Source organism: Aquabacterium sp. NJ1, assembly GCF_000768065.1.
Classification (GTDB): Bacteria; Pseudomonadota; Gammaproteobacteria; order Burkholderiales; family Burkholderiaceae_C; genus Aquabacterium.
On sequence record NZ_JRKM01000001.1, the window covers coordinates 4,793,136 to 4,818,134 of the forward strand.

At 61.1% G+C, this 24,999-nt stretch carries 21 protein-coding genes; 13 read left to right on the forward strand and 8 right to left on the reverse strand.

The genetic code is table 11. From position 1 onward, the window contains the following. Positions 1–44 precede the first annotated feature (44 nt). Entirely contained in the window at positions 45–320 is a 276-nt protein-coding gene (locus JY96_RS20755) for a DUF4404 family protein (RefSeq protein ID WP_035040353.1), read from the reverse strand. A gap of 88 nt (positions 321–408) precedes the next feature. Then, positions 409–1,212 (reverse strand): glutathione S-transferase, encoded by an 804-nt coding sequence (locus JY96_RS20760; RefSeq protein ID WP_035040356.1) that lies wholly within the window; start codon positions 1,210–1,212, stop codon positions 409–411. A 66-nt stretch (positions 1,213–1,278) separates the two neighbouring features. Here JY96_RS20760 and JY96_RS20765 point away from each other — a divergent pair, with 66 nt between their 5' ends. Next, positions 1,279–2,253, forward strand: a complete 975-nt coding sequence (locus tag JY96_RS20765; protein ID WP_052162828.1) for a GlxA family transcriptional regulator — start codon at positions 1,279–1,281, stop codon at positions 2,251–2,253. A 37-nt stretch (positions 2,254–2,290) separates the two neighbouring features. Here the strand turns inward: JY96_RS20765 and fabI are convergent, their stop codons facing one another. Beyond that, on the reverse strand, positions 2,291–3,073 hold the full coding sequence (fabI, locus tag JY96_RS20770) for an enoyl-ACP reductase FabI (RefSeq protein ID WP_035040358.1): 783 nt from the start codon (positions 3,071–3,073) through the stop codon (positions 2,291–2,293). Between the two features lie 68 nt (positions 3,074–3,141). On the opposite strand from fabI, the gene JY96_RS23655 reads away from it, so the two are divergent. The 8 genes from JY96_RS23655 (at position 3,142) to JY96_RS20805 (ending at position 13,157) form a co-directional block, all read left to right on the forward strand. Next, positions 3,142–3,312, forward strand: a complete 171-nt coding sequence (locus JY96_RS23655; protein ID WP_161784376.1) for a hypothetical protein — start codon at positions 3,142–3,144, stop codon at positions 3,310–3,312. 20 nt (positions 3,313–3,332) lie between these two features. Further along, complete coding sequence (rimP, locus tag JY96_RS20775; RefSeq protein ID WP_035040359.1) at positions 3,333–3,992, forward strand: ribosome maturation factor RimP; 660 nt, start codon at positions 3,333–3,335, stop codon at positions 3,990–3,992. After that, positions 3,989–5,464: a transcription termination factor NusA gene (gene nusA / locus JY96_RS20780; RefSeq protein ID WP_035040362.1), complete on the forward strand. Its 1,476-nt coding sequence runs from the start codon at positions 3,989–3,991 to the stop codon at positions 5,462–5,464. Before rimP ends, nusA begins: the two co-directional genes overlap by 4 nt. 60 nt (positions 5,465–5,524) lie before the next feature. Continuing rightward, positions 5,525–8,590, forward strand: a complete 3,066-nt coding sequence (gene infB, locus JY96_RS20785) for a translation initiation factor IF-2 (protein WP_035040365.1) — start codon at positions 5,525–5,527, stop codon at positions 8,588–8,590. Positions 8,591–8,685: 95 nt separating this feature from the next. Beyond that, positions 8,686–9,105, forward strand: coding sequence for a 30S ribosome-binding factor RbfA (rbfA, locus tag JY96_RS20790; RefSeq protein WP_052162829.1), 420 nt, complete (start codon positions 8,686–8,688; stop codon positions 9,103–9,105). Beyond that, positions 9,102–10,103 (forward strand): tRNA pseudouridine(55) synthase TruB, encoded by a 1,002-nt coding sequence (gene truB, locus JY96_RS20795; RefSeq protein WP_052162830.1) that lies wholly within the window; start codon positions 9,102–9,104, stop codon positions 10,101–10,103. The genes rbfA and truB overlap by 4 nt, the downstream gene beginning before the upstream one ends. A gap of 18 nt (positions 10,104–10,121) precedes the next feature. Beyond that, complete coding sequence (typA, locus tag JY96_RS20800; RefSeq protein WP_035040367.1) at positions 10,122–11,948, forward strand: translational GTPase TypA; 1,827 nt, start codon at positions 10,122–10,124, stop codon at positions 11,946–11,948. A gap of 87 nt (positions 11,949–12,035) precedes the next feature. Beyond that, the gene (locus tag JY96_RS20805) at positions 12,036–13,157 is read left to right on the forward strand and encodes an enoyl-CoA hydratase/isomerase family protein (RefSeq protein WP_035040370.1); all 1,122 of its coding nucleotides are present in this window, start codon (positions 12,036–12,038) and stop codon (positions 13,155–13,157) included. A 94-nt stretch (positions 13,158–13,251) separates the two neighbouring features. On the opposite strand, the gene JY96_RS20810 is transcribed toward JY96_RS20805, so the two are convergent. The 3 genes from JY96_RS20810 to JY96_RS20820 are packed head-to-tail and all read right to left on the reverse strand — an operon-like array spanning position 13,252 to position 16,389. Next, positions 13,252–14,244, reverse strand: a complete 993-nt coding sequence (locus JY96_RS20810) for a DUF1839 family protein (protein WP_052162831.1) — start codon at positions 14,242–14,244, stop codon at positions 13,252–13,254. 13 nt (positions 14,245–14,257) lie between these two features. Next, complete coding sequence (locus JY96_RS20815) at positions 14,258–15,172, reverse strand: amino acid--[acyl-carrier-protein] ligase (RefSeq protein WP_035040372.1); 915 nt, start codon at positions 15,170–15,172, stop codon at positions 14,258–14,260. Between the two features lie 47 nt (positions 15,173–15,219). Next, positions 15,220–16,389, reverse strand: a complete 1,170-nt coding sequence (locus tag JY96_RS20820; RefSeq protein WP_035040373.1) for an acyl-CoA dehydrogenase family protein — start codon at positions 16,387–16,389, stop codon at positions 15,220–15,222. A gap of 304 nt (positions 16,390–16,693) precedes the next feature. Here JY96_RS20820 and acpS point away from each other — a divergent pair, with 304 nt between their 5' ends. The 4 genes from acpS (at position 16,694) to JY96_RS20840 (ending at position 21,880) form a co-directional block, all read left to right on the forward strand. Beyond that, the gene (acpS, locus tag JY96_RS23000) at positions 16,694–17,173 is read left to right on the forward strand and encodes a holo-ACP synthase (protein ID WP_161784377.1); all 480 of its coding nucleotides are present in this window, start codon (positions 16,694–16,696) and stop codon (positions 17,171–17,173) included. A gap of 36 nt (positions 17,174–17,209) precedes the next feature. After that, the gene (locus JY96_RS20830; protein WP_035040375.1) at positions 17,210–17,467 is read left to right on the forward strand and encodes an acyl carrier protein; all 258 of its coding nucleotides are present in this window, start codon (positions 17,210–17,212) and stop codon (positions 17,465–17,467) included. An 82-nt stretch (positions 17,468–17,549) separates the two neighbouring features. Further along, positions 17,550–20,063, forward strand: a complete 2,514-nt coding sequence (locus tag JY96_RS20835; RefSeq protein ID WP_152606600.1) for a glycoside hydrolase family 2 protein — start codon at positions 17,550–17,552, stop codon at positions 20,061–20,063. A 32-nt stretch (positions 20,064–20,095) separates the two neighbouring features. Then, entirely contained in the window at positions 20,096–21,880 is a 1,785-nt protein-coding gene (locus JY96_RS20840) for an alpha/beta fold hydrolase (RefSeq protein ID WP_035040385.1), read from the forward strand. A gap of 1 nt (position 21,881) precedes the next feature. Here the strand turns inward: JY96_RS20840 and JY96_RS20845 are convergent, their stop codons facing one another. Then, entirely contained in the window at positions 21,882–23,006 is a 1,125-nt protein-coding gene (locus JY96_RS20845; protein ID WP_161784378.1) for an acyltransferase, read from the reverse strand. Between the two features lie 47 nt (positions 23,007–23,053). After that, positions 23,054–24,685 (reverse strand): alpha/beta fold hydrolase, encoded by a 1,632-nt coding sequence (locus JY96_RS20850; RefSeq protein WP_152606601.1) that lies wholly within the window; start codon positions 24,683–24,685, stop codon positions 23,054–23,056. Positions 24,686–24,999: the final 314 nt, after the last annotated feature.

The following is a 24,999-nucleotide window of genomic DNA, read 5'->3' on the forward strand; positions in this document are numbered from 1 at the left end:
GAGGGTTGATGGCGCCTATTTGTTTGAAACGACTGGTGCGCCGTTCAAATGCCCATCTTGCCCAGGGTGTCCATCACATCGCGCAAGGTGCTGGCCAGATAGGGGTGCTCGCTGGCAAAACGCGCTTCGATTTCCGTGGCGCGCTCCCCCAGCGATGCTTCGTCGGTGTCGCGAGCCTGAGGGCTGCCTTGTGCCAGCACTTTCTGGATGTCCTGATCCAGCGCCTGCAACTGCTGCTTGAGCTGGCCGTCAACCGGTTGCCCCGATTCCAGTTCTGCCTGCAGCTTCTTCAACAACGCTGCCAATTCTTGTTTGTCCATGTGATTTCTCCGGTACACGCTTTGATTCTGCCAAGCCCGCTCGGCGGTGCATAGGGCAAGGCGTCATCATCGGCGTGATCCAGGTCATTCACGCGCCCAGTCTCCGTGCTTGTGGTGAAAACGCGCCGCCCTGAAGGCTGCCGCGGTGTTTTGCATACGTCTGCCTGACCCATTGCAGGGCGGGGCGGTCTCGCCATGGCGCAATGGCGGCGGCCATGCTTCGGGCGAACTGCGGGTCGCCGTAGACAGGGTGTTCGGCCGGGCAGGCAATGGGTGCCAGCAGGGATGCGGCCGTGATGTCCGCCGCCGAGAAGCGATCCTGAACCAGGTAGATGCGCCCATCTCGCAACTGGCCTTCCAGCCAATCCATGGCTTGCGTGATGCGAGCGCGCGCAATCTCACTGTGCTTGGGTGTGATGTGCAGCTTGCGTTTGAACCCCCAGCGGATGATGGGGTAGGCGGCACGGATGAACGCGGCCTGGCCTGGCGTGGCGTGCTCCACCCACAGGCGCTTGATGTGTTCGTCGGCCGTGCCGAAGCTGTTGGCATACAGGAAGCGCGCCACGTCTTTGCCAATGGCGTCGAAGCGTTGCTCTACCTCGCGGACCTGTTTCATGCCGTTTTGGGGCAAGGCGTCCAGCGGGCCAAGGTTCTCCGCCAGCCAATCGAGGATGCGGGGGCTGTCCTGAATGGCCCGATGAGGTGTTTGCAGGATGGGCAGGGTGGTCTGCCTCCGTTTGCCCATGCGCAGGGCTGGCACCATGTGAAAAACCGGTGTCATGCAGACCTCTCGGTAGGGGAGGCGGCTGTGGTCCAGCGTCCAGCGAATCTTTTCGCTGTAGTGCGACATGGCGAAGGTGTAGAGCGTCAGGCCAGGCGTGGCGGAGTTCATGAGGGTGAGGGTGTGCGGGGAATGGCGCCATTCTGGTCAAGCCGCCAAATCCCTACAATTGGCGTCATGGACATCTTTGAGGCTGATATAGACAAGTCACATCGCGTGGGGGTGCTGGTCTGTGCACAGGCCAGTCTGGCCAGCCTGGGCTTGCTGATGGACGTGTTCCGCATGGCCAATCAGATGCCAGGCTCGCATCGCTTCGAATTGGTGCGGGTGAGCAATGACGGCGCGGCTGTTCGTCATCCCGACGGTGTATTGAGTGTGGATGGCGGTGTGGCCTTGCTGGCTGGCGCGGATCTGGTGGTGGTGCCATCCATGTGGACGCAGGGCGCAACGGCAATCGAGCACAACCCACGGTTGGTCGAGGCCCTGCGCGATCTGCCTGAGCATGTGCTGGTGGTGGCCATGTGCTCCGGTGCCTACATGCTGGCGGCCACGGGGCGCTTGGCGGGCAAGCGCGCCACCACGCACTGGCTGCTGGCAGAGGGCTTGCAGGCGCGTTACCCGGAGATTCAGATCGATGCGGCCGACAACCTGGTGCAGGAGGGCGGCTTGATCTGCTCGGGCGGCTCGCTGGCGGGTGTCGATGCTTGCCTGTACGCGGTGCAAATGCTGACCGACCGTGCCACAGCCAGGGGGCTGGCCGCCATGCTGGTGACCGATCTGAACCGGGGGCCTCAGTCTCGCTTCATGCCTTCATTGGGCATGCGGCGCCATGCAGACAAGGAAATGCGGCGACTGCAGGATCTACTGGAATCGCGTTGCCACGAAGCTTGGGGCTTGGGTGACATGGCGGCGCGGGTGCATGTCAGTGTGCGCACCTTGCAGCGGCGTTTCCTGGCGGCCACTGGGATGACACCTGTCCAGTATCTGCAGGCCGCGCGCATCGAGCGCAGCAAGGATTTGCTGGAGTTGGAGCGCCTGCCGGTGCCCGAGGTTGCTGCCCGGGTGGGCTACCAGGACCGGGTGGCCTTCGGGCGCCTGTTCAAGAAAATGGTGGGGATGACCCCCGCGGCTTACCGCCAGAAGCACCGGTGAGGGCGCTTCTGCGGCAGCTTCTTGCGCCAAAAAAGGCTTACTCGTTGCCGCCGGCCATCACGTGGCTGAAGCCGCCATCCACATAGGTGATTTCGGCGGTCACGCCAGCGGCCAGGTCCGACAACATGAATGCGGCCACATTGCCCACATCTTCGATGGTGACGTTGCGTCGCAGCGGCGCGTTTTCTTCCACCACGCTGAGGATCTTGCTGAAGCCCTTGATGCCCGAGGCAGCCAGCGTCTTGATCGGGCCGGCCGAAATGCCGTTGACGCGGATGCCCTTGGGGCCCAGGCTCGCGGCGGTGTAACGCACGCTGGCTTCCAGTGAGGCCTTGGCCAGGCCCATGGTGTTGTAAGCCGGCACGATGCGCTCTGCACCCAGGTAGGACAGCGTCACCAAGGCGGCGCGTTCGTTGAGGTAGGGCAGCGCGGCCTTGGCCATGGCGGGGAAGCTGTAGGCCGAGATGTCGTGGGCGATGCGGAAGGATTCGCGCGACAGGCCTTCCAGGAAGTCGCCGGCGATGGCCTCGCGTGGCGCAAAGCCGATCGAGTGCACAAAGCCATCGAACTTGGGCCAGACCTTGGCCAGGTCCGCAAACATGGCGTCGATCTGTTCGTCGCTGCCGACATCACAGTCGAAGATCAGTTCGGAATCGAATTCCTTGGCGAACTCGGTGATCCGGTCCTTGAAGCGCTCGCCCACATAGCTGAAGGCCAGTTCGGCGCCCTCGCGTTTGCAGGCTTTGGCGATGCCGTAGGCGATCGAGCGGTTGGACAGCAGGCCGGTGATCAGCAGGCGTTTGCCGGCAAGAAATCCCATGAGGTCTCCATAAGGGGTGCTAAACCAGGCGCGGATTTTGGCATGGCAATGTGCATAAAAGAGAATTTGTGGCCGAAGTCTTGATCGAGCGCGTTCCTCAGGGTAAAATGCAGGATTGGCTGCTTTTTGACAAGCCTTTCGCGTTTGCGGGGCACAAAGCAGCACGTCTCGTGTTTGTCACGAATGGGCGGGTCTTCCAGCCCATTTTTTTTGCTCGACCGTTTTTGAAGATCGCTTGACTGATCGTTTTCACGACTGAATGACCTGGCTCAAAGTAGTTGAAACCACCGTAACCGGCCTCGGGTACGAGCTTGTGGACTGCGAACGCAGTTCGCAAGGTTTGCTTCGCGTGTACATCGATCGCCTGCCTGGTCAGGCCTACGATCTGCCCGGCGATCTGGTCACGGTAGACGATTGCGAGAAGGTCACGCGCCAGCTGCAATATGCGCTGGAAACGATCGACGCAGATTACGCCCGCCTGGAGGTGTCATCGCCCGGCGTGGATCGCCCGCTCAAGACCCCGGCGCATTTCGCGCGCTTTGTGGGGGAAGAGGTCGCGATCTCGCTGAAGGTGCCTTTCCAGGGGCGCAAAAAATTCAGTGGCATCTTGTGTCAATCACAGGATGCTGAGCCTGCCCAGATCGAATCGGGGCAGGCCTGGGGGCTGGTGCTCAAGGCACCGGACGCCGACAAGCCTTTGTCCAAGACGGCCGCCAAAAAGCTGGCCAAGGAACAGGCCAAAGGCATCGTGCAGCCCCAGGAAGTAGATGAAGTTTTGGGTTTCACGCTTGATGAGATTCGCGAGGCACGCCTGGTGCCTGAGGTGAGTTTCAAAGGGCGTAGCGGTCGGGCGGCAACCCCGGCTGCTGGTGATGTTGCCGTAGATGAGGCGCAAGAACTCGGAGGTCAGAAGAAATGAATCGCGAATTGCTGATGTTGGTGGACGCTATTTCTCGTGAGAAGAGCGTGGACCGTGATGTGGTGTTTGGTGCGGTCGAGTCCGCCCTGGCCTCTGCAACCAAGAAGCTGTACCCCGGCGAAGTCGATATCCGTGTGGCGATCGACCGCGAAACCGGTGTGTACGAAACCTTCCGCCGTTGGCACGTGGTGCCCAACGAGGCTGGTCTGCAACTGCCTGACGCTGAAATCCTGTTGTTCGAAGCCGAGGAGCAAATCCCCGATATCGAAGTTGACGACTACATCGAAGAGTCCATCGAGTCCGTGCCCATTGGCCGTATCGGTGCGCAGGCCGCCAAGCAGGTCATCCTGCAAAAGATCCGTGACGCCGAGCGTGAGCAGTTGCTCAACGACTTCCTGTCTCGTGGCGAGAAAATCTTCGTCGGCACCGTCAAGCGCCTGGACAAGGGCGACATCATCGTCGAGTCGGGGCGCGTCGAAGGCCGTCTCAAGCGCACCGAGATGATCCCCAAGGAAAACCTGCGCTCCGGCGACCGTGTCCGTGCCTACATGCTGGGTGTGGATTCGCTGGCCCGTGGCCCGCAAATCATGCTGTCGCGCTCGGCGCCTGACTTCATGATCGAGTTGTTCCGCCAGGAAGTGCCCGAAATCGAACAAGGCCTGCTGGAGATCAAGAGCTGCGCCCGCGACGCCGGTTCGCGCGCCAAGATCGCCGTGCTGTCGCACGACAAGCGTGTCGACCCGATCGGCACCTGCGTCGGCGTGCGCGGTTCGCGCGTCACCGCCGTGACCAATGAACTGGCTGGCGAGCGCGTGGACATCGTGCTGTGGTCCGAAGATCCCGCCCAGTTCGTGATCGGTGCGCTGGCCCCAGCCAACGTGCAATCCATTTTTGTGGATGAAGAACAGCACGCCATGGACGTGGTCGTTGACGAGGAAAACCTCGCCATCGCCATCGGCCGCGGTGGTCAGAACGTGCGCCTGGCGTCCGAGCTGACAGGCTGGCGCATCAACATCATGTCGGCCGAGGAATCGGCCCAGAAGCAGGCTGTCGAGACCGACTCCATCCGCAAAATCTTCGTCGACAAGCTCGACGTGGACGCGGAAGTCGCCGACATCCTGATCGCAGAAGGGTTTACCAGCCTGGAGGAAGTGGCCTATGTGCCGCTGCAGGAAATGCTGGAAATCGAATCGTTTGACGAAGACACGGTCAATGAGCTGCGCACCCGCGCGAAGGATGCTTTGCTGACCATGGAAATCGCCAAGGAAGAAGAAGTCGAGACTTTGTCGGAAAATCTCAAGGGTCTGGAAGGTTTGACCCCCGAGTTGATCGCAAAGCTGGCTGAAGCTGGAATCCACACCCGTGACGACCTGGCCGATCTGGCCGTGGACGAACTCACCGAGATCACGGGCGTGTCTGATGAACAAGCGCGTGCCCTGATCCTCAAGGCCCGTGAACACTGGTTCGCCTGATCGCTCCCAGCAACAAGCTCTCGACTCATTTAAGCAAGCATCATCGCAAGGATTAACACAATGGCCGTGACCACCGTCGCACAATTCGCCGCGGAGCTCAATCGCCCGGCTGCGACACTGCTGGAGCAGCTACAGTCTGCGGGCGTACCCAAGGGTGCACCTGAAGACGTGCTCACGGAAGCCGACAAGGAGCGTCTGCTGGATCACCTGCGCACCGCCCACGGCTCCGCCGGCGGCGATCGCAAGAAGATCACGCTGACCCGCAAGTCGACAACCGAAATCAAGCAGGCCGACGCATCGGGCAAAGCTCGCACCATCCAGGTCGAGGTTCGCAAGAAGCGCGTGTTTGTCAAGCGCGATGAAAACGTGAGCGACGAGGCCGCACAAGCCGCCGCTGCGCAGGAAGAGGCCGAACTGGCTCGCCGCGAAGAAGAAGCGCGCACCCAGGCCGAAGCACTGCGAGTGCAGGAAGAGCAACTGGCTGAAGCCCGTCGTCAGCGCGAAGAACAGGAACGCCGCGAGAAGGCCGAAGCTGAAGCACGCGCTGCTGCGGCGGCCGAACGCGCCGCCCGCGAGCTGGCTGAGCGTGAAGCGGCTGCGGCCACCAAGTCGCCCGCCAAGATTGCTGCGGAAGATGCCGCCGAGCGTGAGGCTGCTGTAGCCCGCCGCGCAGCTGCGCAAGAAGCAGCACGTGCCGAGGCCGCTGCCTTGACGGCTGCTGCGCAACGCGGCGCCCGAGGCGGCGTGCTCAAGGCCGCATCCGAGAAGGCTGCTGAGAAGCCCGCCGAAACCGCGCCCGTCGAAGCAGAGGCCAAGGTCGAAGCCGTCGTCAATGCTGAAGCGACGGCCGCAACGGCCAGCGCTGCGCCTGCCGCTGAAGCGCCCAAGTCCCCTGTGGTGCGTGTCGTCAAGGCTGCTGATCGCGAAGCCGAAGAAAAACAGCGCCTGTCCGACCTGGCCAATCGCCGCAAGGCCGCCGAGGCCGAGGCTGCTGCCATCCGCGCGATGATGAACGCGCCCAAGAAGGTCCTGACGGCCAAGAAGCCCGAAGAACCCAAGCCTGCCGAGGCGGTTGGCAAGGAAGGCATCAAGGGCACGATCCACAAGCCCAAGGGCGCCCCAGGCACGCCTGGCGCCGCTGCGGCTGGTGCCAAGCCTGGCGACAAGAAGTCGGTCAAGTCCGAGAAGCTGTCGTCGAGCTGGGCCAATGACGAGAAGAAGCGTGGCGGCCCCACGCCGGCAAAGGGTCGCACCGATGCCGCTGCACCTGGCCGCAACAGCTGGAAGGCCCCGGGCGGCAAGGGTGGTCGCCGTGGCGATCGCGGTGACCGTGAGAGCCAGTCCAACTTCGTGGCGCCGACCGAGCCGCAAATCATCGAGGTTCATATTCCCGAAACCATCTCTGTGGCCGACCTGGCTCACAAGATGTCGGTGAAGGCTTCCGAAGTCATCAAGCAGATGATGAAGCTGGGTCAGATGGTCACCATCAACCAGCAGCTGGACCAGGAAACCGCCATGATCCTGGTGGAAGAAATGGGCCACAAGGCGTTTGCCGCCAAGCTGGACGACCCGGATGCCTTCCTGGAAGAGGAACACGAAGACCAGGCGGCCGAGTCGCTGCCGCGTGCACCGGTCGTGACCGTGATGGGTCACGTCGACCACGGCAAGACCTCGCTGCTGGACTACATCCGTACCACGCGTGTGGCCTCGGGCGAAGCCGGCGGCATCACGCAGCACATTGGTGCCTACCACGTTGACACGCCTCGCGGCATGATCACCTTCCTCGACACCCCGGGTCACGAGGCCTTCACGGCCATGCGTGCTCGCGGTGCCAAGGCCACCGACCTGGTGATCCTGGTCGTGGCGGCCGACGACGGTGTCATGCCCCAGACGAAGGAAGCCATCCACCACGCCAAGGCGGCCGGTGTGCCCATCGTCGTGGCGATCAACAAGATCGACAAGCCGGGTGCAAACCTGGACCGCGTCAAGCAGGAACTGGTTGCCGAAGAGGTGGTGCCTGAAGAGTACGGCGGTGATTCGCCCTTCGTGCCGGTGTCGGCCAAGGTCGGTACCGGTATCGACGAACTGCTGGAGCAAGTGCTGCTGCAGGCCGAAGTGCTGGAACTGAAGGCGCCTGTTGCATCCATGGCCAAGGGCCTGGTGATCGAAGCCCGTCTGGACAAGGGCCGCGGCCCTGTGGCCACCGTGCTGGTGCAGTCCGGTACGCTCAAGCGTGGTGACGTGGTCCTGGCTGGTTCCAGCTACGGCCGTGTTCGCGCCATGCTGGACGAAAACGGCAAGAACGCTGTCGAAGCCGGCCCGTCGATCCCTGTGGAAATCCAGGGCCTGACCGAAGTGCCGGGCGCTGGCGACGAGTTCATGGTGCTGAGCGACGAACGCCGTGCCCGTGAAATCGCCACCTTCCGTCAAGGCAAGTACCGCGACGTCAAGCTGGCCAAGCAGCAGGCCGCCAAGCTCGAGAACATGTTCGAGAACATGGGCCAGGGCGAGGTGCAGACGCTGGCATTGATCATCAAGGCCGACGTGCAAGGTTCGCAGGAAGCACTGGCCACGTCGCTGCTCAAGCTGTCGACGCCCGAGGTCAAGGTCCAGATCGTGCACGCCGCCGTGGGTGGCATCAGCGAGTCGGACGTCAACCTCAGCATCGCTTCGAAGGCCGTCATCATCGGGTTCAACGTCCGTGCGGACGCTGGTGCCCGCAAGCTGGCCGAGCACAACGGTGTGGACATCCGCTACTACAACATCATCTATGACGCCGTGGATGAGGTGAAGGCAGCGATGGGCGGCATGCTGGCGCCCGAACAGCGCGAAGAGGTCATCGGCTCTGCCGAGATCCGTCAGGTGTTCATCGCCTCCAAGATCGGCACCATCGCCGGTTGTATGGTCACCAACGGTGTGGTTCGCCGCAATGCGCGTCTGCGTCTGCTGCGCGAGAACGTGGTCATCTACACAGGCGAGCTGGAAGGCCTCAAGCGCTTCAAGGACGACGTCAAGGAAGTGCGCGAAGGTTTCGAGTGTGGCCTCAACATCAAGGGCTACAACGACATCAAGGAAGGCGACGTCCTCGAGTTCTTCGAAATCAAGGAAGTGGCCCGTACGCTGTAAACAAACGCACAGGCTGCTCCCCAAGCAACCCCGCCTGAACCCAGGCGGGGTTTCTGCTTGAAGGGCAGCCGCAATGTCTGCAGCAGGAATTCACCATGCGCCATAAACGTTCTACCCCCAACCGCGCCAACCGCGTCAACGACCAGATCCAGCGTGATGTGGCCGAGTTGATCCGCGACCTGAAAGACCCTCGCATTGGCAGCATGGTCACCATCACCAATGTGGAGGTGACGCCCGACTACGCCCACGCGAAAATTGGTTTCTCGCTGCTGGTGGGTGATCCGGTGGAGTGCGAAAAGGGCCTCAACGAGGCAGCCGGCTACATCCGCAATGGCCTGTTCAAGCGCCTGCAGATCCACACCGTGCCGACGCTGCATTTCCACTTCGACCGCACCACCGAGCGCGCGTTGGAGCTCAGCGCCCTGATCAACCGCGCCGTGGCCGACAAGGCCAAGGACGCCGACGAGCAGCCGCCAGCCCAGGCTGGCGACAAACAAGAGGGCGAGCCAAGTTGAACAAGCCTGTGCGTCAGCCTCGTCGCCAACTGCATGGCGTCATCCTGCTCGACAAGCCGCTGGGCCTGTCGAGCAATGATGCATTGCAGAAGGTGCGTCGCCTGATGCGCGCTGAAAAAGCCGGCCATACCGGCACGCTGGACCCATTGGCAACGGGCTTGCTGCCGCTTTGCTTTGGTGCTGCCACCAAGTTCTCGCAGGTGTCCCTGGACGCCGACAAGCGCTACACCGCCACGCTCAAGCTGGGGCAGACGACCTCCACGGGCGACGCCGAGGGTGAGATCCTGCAGACCCGCCCTGTGACGCCTGATCAGGTCAACGCCCACCGCATTGCCGACGCCTGCCGGGCTTTCACGGGTGAGATCGCCCAGATCCCGCCCATGCACTCGGCGCTCAAGCACCAGGGGCGCGCGCTCTACGAATACGCACGCGAGGGCGTCGAGATCGAGCGCGCCCCTCGTCACGTTACGATTCATGCCATTGACATCGTGCGCTGGCAGGATGACTTGCTGGAGCTGGATGTCCGCTGCAGCAAGGGTACGTATATCCGCACGCTGGCCCAGGACATTGGCGAGCGGCTAGGCTGCGGCGCGCACCTGATCGGCTTGCGTCGCACTGGTAGCGGTGGTGTCACACTGCAAGGCGCGGTGACGCTGGAGGCGCTGCAGGCCATGAGCGAAGCCGAGCGCGACAGCCACTTGCAAGCAGCCGATGTTTTGTTGAATGATTGGCCCGATGTGTTGCTGACCGAGTCTGAGGCCGCGCGCTTCCTGACCGGCTTGCGTCGCCGTACCCATCTGCCTGATGCGCCCCAGGTGCGCGTTTATGGCCCTTTGCCGGGTCAGGACAAAACCGCAGGCCGCGTCTTGCTGGGCAGCGCCCACATCAAGGCCGGCGAATTGATCCCGACCCGTCTGCTCAGCCCTGCAGAAGTGCAAGGCCTGCTGATGCAGACCACTGACGAAGCCGAGCAACGTCAGCCCGACCCTGTTCTTTGATTTCAGACGAGTGATTCTATGAGCACCCAAATCCGCAATATCGCGATCATCGCCCACGTTGACCATGGCAAGACGACCATGGTGGACCAACTCCTGCGCCAGTCCGGCACCTTCGCCGAGCACGAAAAGGTCGTCGACACCGTGATGGACAACAACGCCATCGAACGTGAACGTGGCATCACCATCCTGGCGAAGAACTGCGCCGTGAGCTGGGAAGGCACGCACATCAACATCGTCGACACCCCGGGCCACGCGGACTTCGGCGGTGAGGTCGAACGTGCCCTGTCCATGGTGGACGGCGTGGTGCTGCTGATCGACGCGCAAGAAGGCCCGATGCCGCAAACGCGCTTCGTGACCAAGAAGGCGCTGGCCCTGGGCCTCAAGCCCATCGTGGTGGTCAACAAGGTTGACAAGCCCGGTGCCAAGCCTGACGCCGTGATCAACGCCGCTTTCGACCTGTTCGACAAGCTGGGCGCCACCGACGAGCAGCTGGACTTCCCCGTGGTGTACGCCTCGGGCATCAACGGCTGGACCTCGCTGGAAGAGGGCGAGCCCGGCGCGCAATGGGGTCCCGACATGTCGGCCCTGTTCAACACCATCCTCAAGCACGTGCCGCCCCAGAAGGGTGACCCTGCTGCCCCGCTGCAGCTGCAGATCTCGGCGCTGGACTTCTCCACCTTCGTGGGCCGCATCGGCGTGGGCCGCATCAGCCAGGGTACGGCCAAGCCCGGCCAGGACGTGGTCGTGATGGAAGGCCCTGAGGGCAAGCCCGTCAAGGGCCGCATCAATCAGGTGCTGACCTTCCAGGGCCTGGACCGCGTGCAGGTGACTGAAGCCGGCCCCGGCAACATCGTGCTGATCAACGGTATCGAAGACATCGGCATTGGCGTGACCGTGACCGATCCGCTCAACCCGGCACCGCTGCCCATGCTGAAGGTCGACGAGCCCACGCTGACCATGAACTTCTGCGTGAACACCTCGCCGCTGGCGGGCCGTGAAGGCAAGTACGTGACCAGCCGTCAGATCTGGGACCGCCTGCAAAAGGAGCTGCAGCACAACGTGGCCCTGCGCGTGAAAGAAACCGACGAAGACGGTATCTTTGAAGTTTGCGGTCGTGGTGAACTGCACCTGACCATCTTGCTGGAAAACATGCGCCGTGAAGGCTATGAGCTGGCCGTGTCCAAGCCCCGCGTGATGTTCAAGGACATCGACGGCGTGAAGTGCGAGCCCATGGAACTGGTCACTGCCGACGTGGAAGAAATCCACCAGGGTGGCGTGATGCAGGCGCTGGGCCTTCGCAAGGGCGATCTGGTCAACATGGAGCCGGACGGCCATGGCCGCGTGCGCCTGGAATACCGCATTCCGGCCCGTGGCCTGATCGGCTTCAGCAACGAGTTCATGAACCTGACGCGTGGCTCGGGCCTGATCTCGTCGATCTTCGACGGCTACGAAGCCCACAAGGGTGAAATCGGTGGCCGCAAGAACGGCGTGCTGATCTCCATGGACGACGGTGAGATCTTCACTTACGCCCTGGGCAAGCTGGACGACCGCGGCCGCATGTTCGTCAAGCCGAACGACCCCGTGTACGAAGGTATGATCGTCGGCATCCACAGCCGCGACAATGACCTGGTGGTCAACGCCACGCGTACCAAGCAGCTGACCAACTTCCGTGTGTCCGGCAAGGAAGACGCCATCAAGATCACGCCGCCGATCGACCTGACGCTGGAATACGGCGTGGACTTCATCGATGACGACGAGCTGGTCGAGATCACACCGAAGTCGATCCGTGTGCGCAAGCGCCACCTGAAGGAACATGACCGCAAGCGCGCTTCCCGCGAGGCTTGAATCCGGACAGGCCGCGAAAGCAGGCCGGGTAGGATACGGGGGCTGCATCTGCAAGGGTGCAGCCCTTTTTCTTTTGGAGTGACGTTGATGGAAAGTCTGGTTCTGACAGAGGTGGTCGGCGGCCTGGGTGTGATCACGCTCAATCGCCCGAAGGCGCTCAATGCCTTGTCGCTGGAGATGGTGCGGGAGTTGCGTAACGTGCTGTCTGGTTGGGCCACGGATTCGGCGGTGCTGGGCGTGCTCATGCGTGGCTCTGGCCGCCCAGCTGAAGCGGGCAAGCCGCAGGGCGCCGTCCACTTTTGTGCAGGCGGCGACATCCGCTTCATGTACGAAGCGGCCATCACCGGCGACTTGACCATCGACGACTTCTTCACTGAAGAGTACGCACTCGATTACCTGATCCACACCTATCCCAAGCCGGTGGTGGCGTGGATGGAGGGCATCACCATGGGCGGCGGCATGGGCCTGGCGCAGGGCGCGACCTTGCGCGTGGTGACCGAGCACGTGCGCATGGCCATGCCCGAGACGCGCATCGGCTTGTTCCCCGATGTGGCTGGCGGCTACTTCCTGTCGCGTTGCGCCGGCTCGCTGGGTGAGTACCTGGGCATTGTGGGGCCGCATCTGCATGTGACCGATGCCTTGACCTTGGGGTTGGCAGACGTGCACGCGCAGGCAGCCAGCCTGCCGGCTTTGCTGGCCTCGTTCAAGGGCTCGCATGCCACTTCATCAGACGAATTGCTTGAACGGGTGCGTGCGCACGCGGAGGCGAACGGCCTGGGCCAGTTGCCCGAAGCCACGGTCACCGTGCACCTGGAGCAGATCAACCGCCACTTCAGCCTGCACACCATGCCCGAGATCGAGGCTTCGCTTCATTCGGATGACAGCGAGTGGGCCAGGCAGGCGCTCAAGCAGATGGCCGGGCACTCGCCCTTGATGATGTGCGTGACGCTGGAGCAGATCCGTCGTGCGAGGTCAATGAGCCTGGCTCAGGTCTTCCGCATGGAGCGGGACATGGTTCGCCAGTGCTTTGCCTTGCGCAAGGGCAAGGACAGCGAGACGGCGGAAGGGGTGAGGGCGCTGGTCATCGACAAGGACAACCAGCCCCGCTGGCGCCCGAGCCAGCTCAAGGAGGTGGACATGGCCGAGGTCGAGGCCTTCTTCGTGAGCCCTTGGCCTGCGGTGATGCACCCGCTTCGCGACCTGGCTTGAGCCTCATACGGAGCGAGCCGTCGCCGAAGAAAAAGGCCCGGTCTACCCGGGCCTTTTGCTTGAACGCCGCGCGTCCGGTGCATTGGATGAGGCGTCAGATGTTGGCGTCCAGGCAGGCCATGCCCTGTTCCCAGGATGCCGCCATCTCGCCGAAGACCTCGGTCGGGTCCATGGCACGCTTGGCATTGACGGCACGGGCGACCTTGAGGATCAGCGCCTTGTTGCCTTGCGCGATCTGCTGAAAGTGTTGCACGGCTGGTGCCAATGCCTCGGCGCGCTTGGCGCCGCCGATGTCGCTCAACCAGGCCAGGTTGACGGCACCCAGCTCGAATGCCGCGCCCAGCTGGCGAATGGTGGCGAAGGCCCAGGCGTGGTAATGCGCCAAGCCCTTTTCATGCAGCATCGGCAACTCCCGGCCGAAGCGTTCGGCGAAGCGCGTGATCGGGTTCGTCAAGGGGCGACGCGCAAGATGCTTGCGCCACAAGGCCGTGGACATTTCCGCCAGCTCTTGCGGGCTGCGGCGCACCAGGCGATCAAAACGCACGGTTTCCGCAAACAGCGGCATGAAGGTCGGATCAGGTGCCGCATCCAGCCGGAACAGCTTGCGGAAGTCTTCGCCGTCCACCTCGAAGTAGCCCGCGTTGTGGAAGTAGCCCATGCGGCCCGCATCCAGGTCCAGATCGGCGATCACGATCGTCGTCTTGGTGTGCGTGTTGCGGTAGTCGGTGCCGGCCGTGTCCGGCAGCCAGAAGGCATCGGCCTCGGTGCTGATCAGCTTGCCTGCAGGCAGGTGTTCGACAGCGTGTTCGACCAAGGGGCGCCAGACGTTCAACTCCTGCACATCCACGCCATAGAGCTCGTACAGCTCCGTGTGTGGTGGCTTGAAGAAGGTCCACTGGTCACCTTCGAAGTCGATGGTGGTGGCGAAAGGCATGATCGGCACCGGATCGAGCTGGAGCGCTTGCAGCACTTCGATCCAGATGTCGATGTAGCAGTTTTTCTCCACCCAGATGCGCTCCTCCGAGTGCAACTGGTTGCGGACATAGCCGGCCGCTTGCAGGCCGGGCAGGGCTTGGTAGCGTCGCATCGTGTTCAGGCCATCAAGACCACAGTTGCTGGCGAACTTCTGCAGGCCAGTTCTCAGGCTTGAAGCCGTGGTGCTTGAACAGCGCCATGGTCACGCGCTCCAGACCGAAGCCCAGGCAGGCCGTGTTGGCGGCGTTGCCGTCTGGCGTCTTGATGTCGAAGGTGTCGCCAAAGTGGGTCTGGTGGAAGTTGAACGAGCACACGGCTGTCGGATTCTCCTTGGAGATCACCGGCACCAGCACCTCGAACTTGAGCTTGGCCTGCTTCTGGTTTTCGGCCAGGATCTTGCCGCCGCGGCCAAAGAAGGGGTCCGATGCCACATCGGGTGTGGCGGGCAGGCCCAGCGAGGTCAGCAGCTTGACGCCGCGATCCAGCCACATGTCGCGCCAGGAGATCACCTGGTCAGGGGTGCCCACACGGACGAACTCGCGCACGCGGAACGATTGCATGCGGGTCGGCTCATGGGAAGGCTCATGACGGTACACCCAGTTGGTCATGGTAACCAGGCGGCCTTCCGGCGGCACCGTGCCGGTGAAGGTCGGGTAAACGGGGTAGCAGGCAGCGGGGTTCAGCGTCACGCCGGTCTGGCCCAGCAGATCGCCCCAGGGCTCGCCGGAGTTCACACGTTCGGCCAGGCGCAGCGCCTCCAGGCCGTTGCCAAAGAAGCTGTGCACCGAGCCACACAGGTGCGGGAACGAGTCCATGTAATGGACCTTCTCCAGGATGCCGCGGTCAATGACGGGCGGGAAGGTGTAGATCTCGGCGCCGTCGTTCTTGGACAGTTCGGTCACCAGGCCGTTGAAGCGCTCCAGCACTTTCTCGAACACGGCACCGCGACCGAATGTGCCAGCCTGGGCTGTCGGCACGATCAGGCCGTGTTCAACCAGGCCTTCATAAAGCGTCTTGGGGTCAAAGGAATCGGGAATCATGTCTAGCGTCCTCTCAAATTCTGTATATCAGTTTGCGCTCAGGCAGCTCACTCGTCCTTGAGCACGAGCAGCATCGATGCACCTTTGCTGGCGATGCGCTCGTTGGAGATCATCAGAGAGGCCGACAGCACGTCGCGGTAGTGGCGGCCCAGGGAGAAGGGTCCGTCGTTCTTGTAGCCAAGGATGCCGACGATCTGCAGGGCCTTGTGCACGATCTGAGGGGCGGCGTCGGATGCGCCAATCTTCAGGTTGACCATCTTCAAGCCCCAGGACATGCCCAGCAGATCTTCTTCCTTGCCGGCGGCCGTCAGCTCGTCGAACTCGGTGGCCACGGATTGCCAGTTGTTCTTCATGGCCTGCAGGTCCACGGACAGCTTGGCCAGCTGTTGGGCCGTGGGCGGCGTCACGCCGGGGTTCTTGCGGGCTTCGCCGCGCACATAGGCGGCCGCCTTGGAGAAGGCGTCATTGGCGATGCCCCACCACAGCGCCGCCCACAGGATGTGGGAGTAGGGCACCATGGTCATGGCCGAGATGTCGGCGAACGGGACGGGCAGGATCTGGCCCACATCGCCGCTCGACTGCAGGTCGAAGCCAGGGCTGCAGGTGCCGCGCATGCCCATGGTGTCCCATGTGGTGGTTTGCGTCAGCTTGCCGTCGGTCTTGCGGACCATCACGAGGGCCTGGTCGTTCTTGGGGGCCGACTCGTCGCGGCGGCAGGTCACGAGGATGGCGTCAGCATGCGCACAGTAGGAGCCTGTGGTGGCCTGCTTGTTGAGGACGAACTTGTCGCCTTCACGCTGCACGGCGCAAATGCTGGAGCGGGTGTCACCAAAGGTGCCTACTTCCGACGTGATCGAGGCCAGCACGGGCTGGGTTTCCACGATTTCGGCCATGTAGCGCTTGAACAGGGCGCTGTCACCATGGTGACGCGTGATGCAGACCACCTGGATGAAGTGCATGGCCAGCACCATGCCGCTGGAGCCGCATGCCCCCGAGATCGTGGCGCACAGCAAACCCAACTGCTTCATGCCCAGCCCGGCCCCGCCGAACTCTCGGGGGACTGGTGCCGACAATACTTTGGCCTCTTTCAACGCGGCGATGGTTTCCACCGGGAAACGGGCCTTGGCATCCACATCTCTCGCGTGAACGGCGGCGACCGTGGTGGCAATCTGGCGCACAGCCGCGTGCAGGGTATCGAACTCAACAGTGTTGGACATGTTCAGGGTGCTTTCCTCAATGAACGAATATTACGCTGCCCCACCATAGGGGGCGTCCCCCCCGCCTGGGGTGGTTAATGTTTCCCAAGCCCGCTGGAAAGCGAATTTGACGCGCACTATGATCATGCCTGTTTGAAATGCTTCGCAGTTTGTCGGTTTGAGTGCGTGCGTGCTGCTCCCCTAAATTTAGGGGGGGAGTGCATGTGACCAACTTCACAGGCGGTCGCAACGGGCTTGCGGCATGCTTCGGGCTGCTTGTGTCGATAATACAAATTCCTTTGCGGCCAGGCCGCGCTGTCCGGCCATGGCTGATTTTCCTGTATTGCCAGATTTTCCTGTTTCGATCGGGGCCAAGCTCGATTCATCTGCTTGTCAACTGAAGGTGGGCATGGATCTGGTGCAAATCAGCCGTATCCAGGCATCTGTCGATAAATTCGGCGCGCGTTTCATGCAGCGAATTTTCACGGAGCATGAAACGGCATATGCCCTTGGCACGCCGGTGTTGCAGTCCGAGCGGCTGGCTGCCCGTTTTGCAGCCAAGGAGGCGACGATGAAAGCATTGGGTCTGGCCGACAAGGGGGTGGCCTGGCGTGACATGGAGGTTTTCCGATTTCCCGATGGCCATTGCGAGTTGCGTTTGCACGGGCTGGCTGCCGAGTATGCAAAACGCCACGGTGTCGAGCAAACCGCGCTGACACTGAGCCATGACGGCGATTACGCGGCAGCGATTGTGGCGGCCGTGGTGCGCATGCCTGCCGAGGCAGGCCAAGCAGATTTGATTTGATTTTTTATTTTGTCTTTGACTTGAACTGAAGTGACCATGACTGATATCACCGCTATCGACGCCCAGATCCGTACCGTCTTGAAGGACCATGCCCGTTTGAGCAAGGACGCCATGACCCTGGACGTGAACGAAGATCTCTACCAGGCTGGTATGACTTCGCACGCCAGCGTGAACGTGATGCTGGGCCTGGAGGGAGCCTTCGACGTCGAATTCCCTGACCACATGCTCAAGCGCAATGTGTTCAACACCGTGTCATCGATCCGCACCGCTGTGGTGGAGTTGATCGGCCAGTGAGCATTGCGTGTTGATGCTCAACAAGGGACGTCTGACAGATCAGACAGGGAGCCATCTGCAAAACCTCGACGAAGGGTGGCAGATGTGCAGCAGCACGCCCGGGCAATACGCCTCTCCGGCCGAGTTGCCCGATGGTGTGAACTGGATTGGCGCGGCGCATCTCGGGCCCGTGGCGCACGTTCTGCGTCAGCAGGGCCTGTGGTCTCTGGACGCTGGCCCCCGTCGCTTTGACGCGGATGACTGGTGGTTTCGGCTTCGTTTCGATGTGGACGACTGGTCGGCCGCGCAGTCGCGCATCCTGGGTTTTGACGGGCTGGCCACGGTGGCCGAAGTCTGGCTCAACGGGCAGCCCATCCTGTCGAGCAGCAACATGTTCCTTGCCCATCGCTGCATGGTCAGCGAATGGCTCCGCGCCGAGGGCAACGAACTGGTGATGGTGTTCCGGTCGCTCGACCAGGCCTTGACCAAGCGCCGCCCGCGCCCGCGCTGGCGCGCCCCGATGATCGAGAACCAGCAGATTCGCTGGTTTCGCACCACCGTCCTGGGGCGCACACCTGGCTGGACGCCGCCCGCCGCGCTGGTGGGGCCCTGGCGTGGTGTGTGGCTGGCCACGCAAGCGCCTGTCGCCTTGCGTGAACTGCACCTGCAGCCGAGGGTGGAGGGCTCGCAAGGGTTACTTGCCATTCGTTGCGGCCTTGACCTGGCCGATGGGCTGGCGCCAGAGTCCGTCCGGCTTGAATTGAGCCGCGGTGAACGTCTCCTGAGCATCGACCTGGCCGAGGCAGATGGCTGGTCGGGTGTGCTGTGTGTGGACGACGTGGACTTATGGTGGCCGCACACGCACGGTGAGCCTGCGCTTTACGCCGCGAGTCTGCAAGTATGCGTAGCCGGGCAGGTCGAGCCGACAAGGATGGACCTTGGGGCCGTGGGCTTTCGCACTGTGTCGGTGGATCGGCAGGGTGATGGCTTTGCCATCCGAATCAACGGCGAGCCCATCTTCTGCCGCGGTGCCTGTTGGACGCCGCTGGATGTGGTCACGATGGATGCCGCAGATGCCCGTGCCTATGCAGGGGCAATTGCACAGGTTCGCGAAGCCGGCATGAACATGATCCGCGTGGGTGGCACCATGAGTTACGAGGCGGACGCCTTTTATGACGAGTGCGATCGTCAAGGCGTCATGGTGTGGCAGGAGCTCATGTTCGCCAACATGGACTATCCGGAAGATGCCGAGTTTCTCGCTTCGGTCCAGCAGGAAGTTCATCAACAGTTTCAGCGTTGGCAGGGGCGACCGTCCCTGACCGTGTTGTGCGGCAACAGCGAGGTTGAGCAGCAAGCTGCGATGTTTGGCGCCACACGAGATCGTTGGGCGCCGGCCTTGTTCCATGAAACCTTGGCGCGTGCATGTGCACAGGCTCATCCGGACGTGCCGTACTGGCCGTCGAGTGCGCATGGCGGCGCCTTTCCTCACCAGGGAGATGTGGGCACGACCTCGTACTACGGTGTGGGCGCCTACATGCGCTCGCTGGACGATGCGCGTCGCTCCAACCTGAAGTTCGCGACGGAGTGCCTGGCTTTCTCGAACGTGCCGGAGCCCTCAGGGCTGGCCAGCATGCCTGGTGGCTTGTCTCTGCGGGTGCACCATGCGGCCTGGAAAGGGCGAGCCCCTCGCGACTTGGGTGCCGGGTGGGACTTCGAGGATGTGCGTGACCACTACGTCGCCACCTTGTTCGAGACGGACCCGACACGTTTGCGCTACAGCGACCACGACCGCTACCTGACCTTGGGGCGCGTGGCGACAGGCGAGGTCATGGCCGCCACTTTTGCCGATTGGCGCCGCGCCGCATCGTCGTGCCGCGGCGCCTTGGTCTGGTTCTTGCGCGACCTTTGGCCGGGCGCAGGTTGGGGGGTGGTGGACAGCAACGGCCAGCCCAAATCTGCCTACTACCATCTCAAGCGTGCGTTGCAGCCTGTGTCGCTCTCCCTGACGGACGAGGGGGGCAATGGCCTGTATGTTCATGTGCAAAATGAAGCGCCGCGTTTGTTGCAGGCGGAAGTCGAGGTCACGGCCTATCGGCAAGGGCACACGCAGGTGGGGCAGGGCAAACAGACCATTGAGTTGCCCGCACACGGAAATGCCTCCTGGCCCCTGATGGCCTGGTTCGACTGGTTTGCGGATTGGTCCTGGGCATACCGCTTCGGCCCTGCCAGTGCCCACGTGCTGACGGCGGTGCTCAAGGCATCCGATGGGCGTGAACTGGCTCGCGCTTTTGCCTTTCCAACGGGGATGGCCTTGCCGCAGGAGCGTGACTTGGGTCTCAGCGCATCGGCAATCGCCATCGAGCCGGGTGTATTCGAGATCACGGTGACGGCCACGCGGTTCGCACAGGCCGTGCATTTTGATGTCGATGACTTCGTGTCGAGCGACGCCTATTTCCACCTGGCACCAGGGCAGCGGCACACCGTGAGGATGCATATGCTGCCAGGCAAGGCCGTGCCTGCAGCGATAACGGGAAGCGTGCGGGCGCTCAATCTGGATGGGCAGGTCGCCATTCAAAGTAAACAAGACCAATCTGTCTTGCATCAAGGCTCGGATTAGCTTCCGATTTGAAATCGGTCGGTTTATAGAACATGGCATACCCTTCGCAGAATTCATGTGTCCAGCGCAACGCCTTTTATTTCGGTGCGCCGGAGGCATCCCTTTTTGGCGTTTTCCACACTGATCAATCAGTTCCCCCGCGCGATTGCGTGGCGGTCATTTGCCAGCCTGTTGGCTTCGAGTACATACACGGCCATCGCTCAGTGCGTCATTTGGCTGATGCGCTCGCTCGCCAGGGCGTGCCCGCGCTGCGGTTTGATTACCATGGAACGGGCGACTCCACTGGTAGCGACCTGGATGCCGATCGCGTTGGCCGATGGATGAAGGACATCAGGGAGGCAATCGATGCCGCTCGCTCCATCAGCGGCAGGACGCGGGTGTGCTTGCTGGGGATTCGCCTGGGTTCTGCATTGGCGACCATGGTGTCCGCGGAAATGGGCGTCGAATGGCTTGTGCTGTGGTTTCCGGTGGTGTCGGGGCGGCGATATGTGCGGGAACAAAAAATCGTCGCGAGCACCAACTCGGCCTTGACCGAACAGGTCGATGCCGGGGCGCCGATGGAGGTGGCTGGTTTCCTGCTTGCTCAGGAAACCCAGGCCTCGCTCGCTACCCTGGATGTGCTGGCCGCGCAAAGCAAGCCGTCTGGCGGGGTGCTGTTGATCCAGCGAAAAGAATTACCCAGTGAAAATAGTCTGCGGGACCATTTTTCATCGCAGGGCGTCATGGTTGATTCAATTGACTGCCCAGGGTACGCCGACATGATGGCAGAACCGGTAGACACGGTGGTCCCACAGGTGGCCATTGATTCAACCGTGGATTGGCTGGTGCGACATACGCAGGTCATGACGACCCAGTCGATGAATGTGGACCTGCCTGCGAAAATGGCCTATGAGTTCACAGCAACAGATGGCCTCTCTGCACCATTGATGGACCAGGCATGCCGATTCGGTGCGACGAATGAACTGTTTGGCATTTACACCCGCAATGTGTCCTCAAACAAGAAGCTGCCGGCTGTGGTGCTGCTTAACTCGGGCGTGGTGCACAGCGTAGGCGCCAATCGGGTCAATGAGTTGCTTGCACGTAATCTGGCGGTGCTGGGCTTTCCTGTTTTTCGCTTTGATCTGCAGGGTGTTGGCGAGAGCGTGGCCACACAACCTGAACTCGAGAACAAATCCTACCCGGATACGGCGCAAAGGGATATTGATCTTGCCCTGGATTATTTGACGAAGGAATTCGCCTGCAAGCAGTATGTCGTCGTCGGGCTGTGTTCCGGTGCCTATCATGCATTCATGGCAGCGGGGGATTCTTTGGCGCACCCTGTGAGCGAGGTTGTGATGATCAATCCGCCAAATCTCAACTGGAAGGAAGAAGGCTTTCTCTTCGGCGAGTTTGGTCAAGTTGTTCAGTATCGAGCGTCTGTACGCAGTGGCGACAAGTGGATGAAGTTGCTGAAAGGGCAGGTTAATATATTTAACCTGATCAAGGTTGTCTATTTCTACGTGGCCAACCCTGCCAAGCGATGGCTGGCATCCATTTTTGAAGTGCTGCGCCTGACATCCGGTGGTTTCGTGGCGCATCGTTTGAGATCGCTCTATGCACGCAATCGCCATGTAACCGTATTTTGTTCACAGGAAGACCCAGGGTGGGATATTCTGTTGCATGGCGCACGGGTTGCCGTGAATTGGGGGCTTCGGCGTGGAAAGCTGACTTCCGAATTCGTTCCTGGGGCAGATCACACTTTTACGAAATACTCTACGCGCCTGGACTTGGTGGCCAAGTTGCGAGCCCATCTGTTGAAGCAATACGGCGGAAGCTGAACTAATTGACGAACTTGTTCTTGATGCGCAGGAATGGAAGTTCGAACAAGTGATAAGAGATGACGGCCAGCCCTAAGGTCAACAAGCTGGCTGCTATCACATAGATGATATTGATCGCGAGGGACGTGGATGCGTACTGTTTGATGAGCGGGATGCCAATAAATACATGGATCTGGCGCTGAAAAACATACATCCCGTAGCTGTATTTGCCAAGGATGCGAAGCGGTTTCCAACTGAGCACACCCGCCGGCCGAGGGGCTGAAACTTGCTCGCGATCGAGTGTTGCCGCAATCAGCACAGTGAGCGCGAAAAACAAAGCCAATACGCCGTATCCGAACACTTGCCCCTTCAACGAGGAGCCATAGCTGCCTGTCAATGTAATGGCCAAGACGCCGAGCGCCACTGCAATGAACTTCAGCAAAGGTGTGCGCGCCTTGATCCAATTGTAGACTTCCGGCATGCGCATCAAGACGGCCGCGGCCGAGCCGGTGGTGAGGGCGTCCACCCGACACGGCGTCGCGATGTATACCGCCTCCTCTGGAAAGCCGTTGTTTCGCATCCAGTATCTGACCATCATCCCGGCTATCAAAACGATCAGGCTTATTTTCAACAGGCTTCTGGGCGAGGCGAAATAAATGACCAGTGGCCAAATCAAATAAAATTGTTCTTCCAGTGCCAGCGACCAGTAATGGGAGAAGCCAATCCCTACGTCGGTGTGCCAGTTCGTCAGGTATAGCCAGAGACGGGCCTGATGCGCGGCGTCGCTCTGGTAAACATCGGGCATGTGCCCAATGCCGGGTAGTATGATGAAGGCCGCAATCAATGTGGCGTAATACAGCGGGAATATCCGCAACGCCCTGCGGATGTAGAAGTTCTTGAAATAATGAGGCCGATGTCTCGTGTCAAGAAGAATGCCGGTGATCAGAAAGCCACTCAGTACGAAAAAAAGCTGAACGCCAGCCCAGCCGAAGGCAAAGAAGCTATGAACAAGTCTGGATACCACCGAGTCGACCTGACCCAGGAGTGTCAGGCTGTGCACCAGAACCAATGCTATGGCTATCCCACGAAGTCCATCCAGTCTGGGCAGGTAAAGGCTCAAGCCGGGTTGTTGGCTGGGGTGGCTCATGATCGACACGTTGCTTTGTTTTGTTTGGGCAGGTATTTGAGGTTGCATTAATTGCCTGTGCGCTCAAGCAGCGATCTGATGGCATTCAATGCCTCGGATCGATGCCATTGACGGTGCATGGCGTGGTCCAGTTTTTCCAGTTCATTGATCGTCAAGGAATTGAAAGAGGTTTTTCCGGCTATGGTCATGCCCAGTTGTTCCCGAAGATACCGTATGCCCATGTCATCTTTCTCAAACCAGAAATCAATAGGGAAACGGGATGCCTGGATTTTTTCCAGCCATTGTTGGACGGCTGCTTTTCTGCTGGGGTCCGTCCATACTTTTTGATCGTCCTGCCAGCACCATGCGATTGACTCAGGCATGGTCGCCCAAACCGGGTCACCGGTCTGCCAATAAAGTTGCGGATTGAAGGCGATGAGGCCGTCGATCAGCAAGTTCTGGCAGTCACGCAGGGAAACCCATGCGCTGGCGCACAGGCCGACAAATATGATTTTGTTGTCTCCGCGCTCAGTCAGGGCTTTGGCAATTTGATGGGCGTCATCCACCGCGTGTGAATCGTATGGTCGCCCCGGTGCAAAGCCATTGTCCGGGCTCTCTCCCCACCCCTGGAAGTCGACTCGAATGGTTCGGTAGCCGATGGCTGCAAGTTGTCGCCCCAGCTCAACCCAGGCTCGACCAGGTCCGATATGTGGTTCGGAGCCCGTGTTCAGGAAGACCACGGTAGCGCGCGGCGTCTGACTTGCCGGGTTGCATTCAATCCCGACCAGCTGGTCTTTGCCAAGTCGCACCTCGCGCTCCGTGAGCATGGCGCCGTCATGGCTGAAGTGGCCGCTGTCCTGATTGAATTTGCCTGATTGAAGCAGGCCCGTGCCGCATTCTGTTGCCTGAGGGCGCAGCCAGTCGACGATGGCATTCAGGTGTGCAGTCGGTGTCGTGGCATATTCGGTGGGGACATCCAGCATTTGATCGGCGCCCTCAATGGCCTGCTGTTCGAGCAAGGCGCCGCTGCCTTTCAGCTTTTCCATGAAATCTTTGCTCGAAGGTTTGTCGGGGCGGTCCAGGATGAGAGCGCGTGCCGTGGTTTGAACGGCATCAACGGACAAGGCGCTCAACTCGGCCAGCAATTCTGATGTGAACACGCACCCAGCCAGGAAGCGTGTGCCACTTCCGCCGACGGTCAGGCTGTCTTCCGGGGCCTGGCTGGACAGCAATTGCAACTCCTTGACGTAGCGGCGGCCAGCCGTCACGGGTATCCATGCCACGACGGCGTTTGCGTCGACCTCTTGCGCCAAATTGAGTGCCAGGAGTGCACCGATTCTCAGTCCCACCAAGGCAATGGATGTCACGCCTGTTTTCCGCAACTCAAGGGCGCTGAGCTGGATGTCACGTTTCCACTGGCTCAGTATGCCGGCGTCCCATTTGTCTCCGGATGAATCTCCGGTTCCTCGGTAGTCGATTCTCAGTACGCTGTGCCCCGACCTCGCGAGTTGCTCAGCCAGATCGCGCAGGGCGCGGTGGGTGGTCCAGTATTCGTACCCGATGGGCGGCAGCACTATGACACCCGACTTGCCATTTGATTTTTCGGTTTCGCTCAGCCACGAGATGATCGGTTGACCGGGCTCTCCAAACCAATGCGCTTGTGTCGTCACTGATTCAGGGGTGGAGTGGGGCGCGGTCATGGTGGGCAATTTTCTATGCTGATTGTTCGATTGTCCTGCTTTGGCCGACAGCGGTGCGCATGGAGGGTACCTTGAAATCGGTGGAAATGCCCCACGCACGGCCCTTCGCGCCACGACGCGCAAATCCTGGCACTGCAAAAGGTACACTCTGTGCCCGCCAGTTATCAGTAAGGCGGAGGCTGGTTTGCTGGGCAAGTCCGGGTGATGTCACCCCACTGGCCGATGTGAAAAGGCTGTGCCTGTCCTGCCTTTGGGTATCTTGTCGGTTGAGTGTGTCATGTCGGCCTTGTCTGTTGATTCTTCTGGGGCGCTTG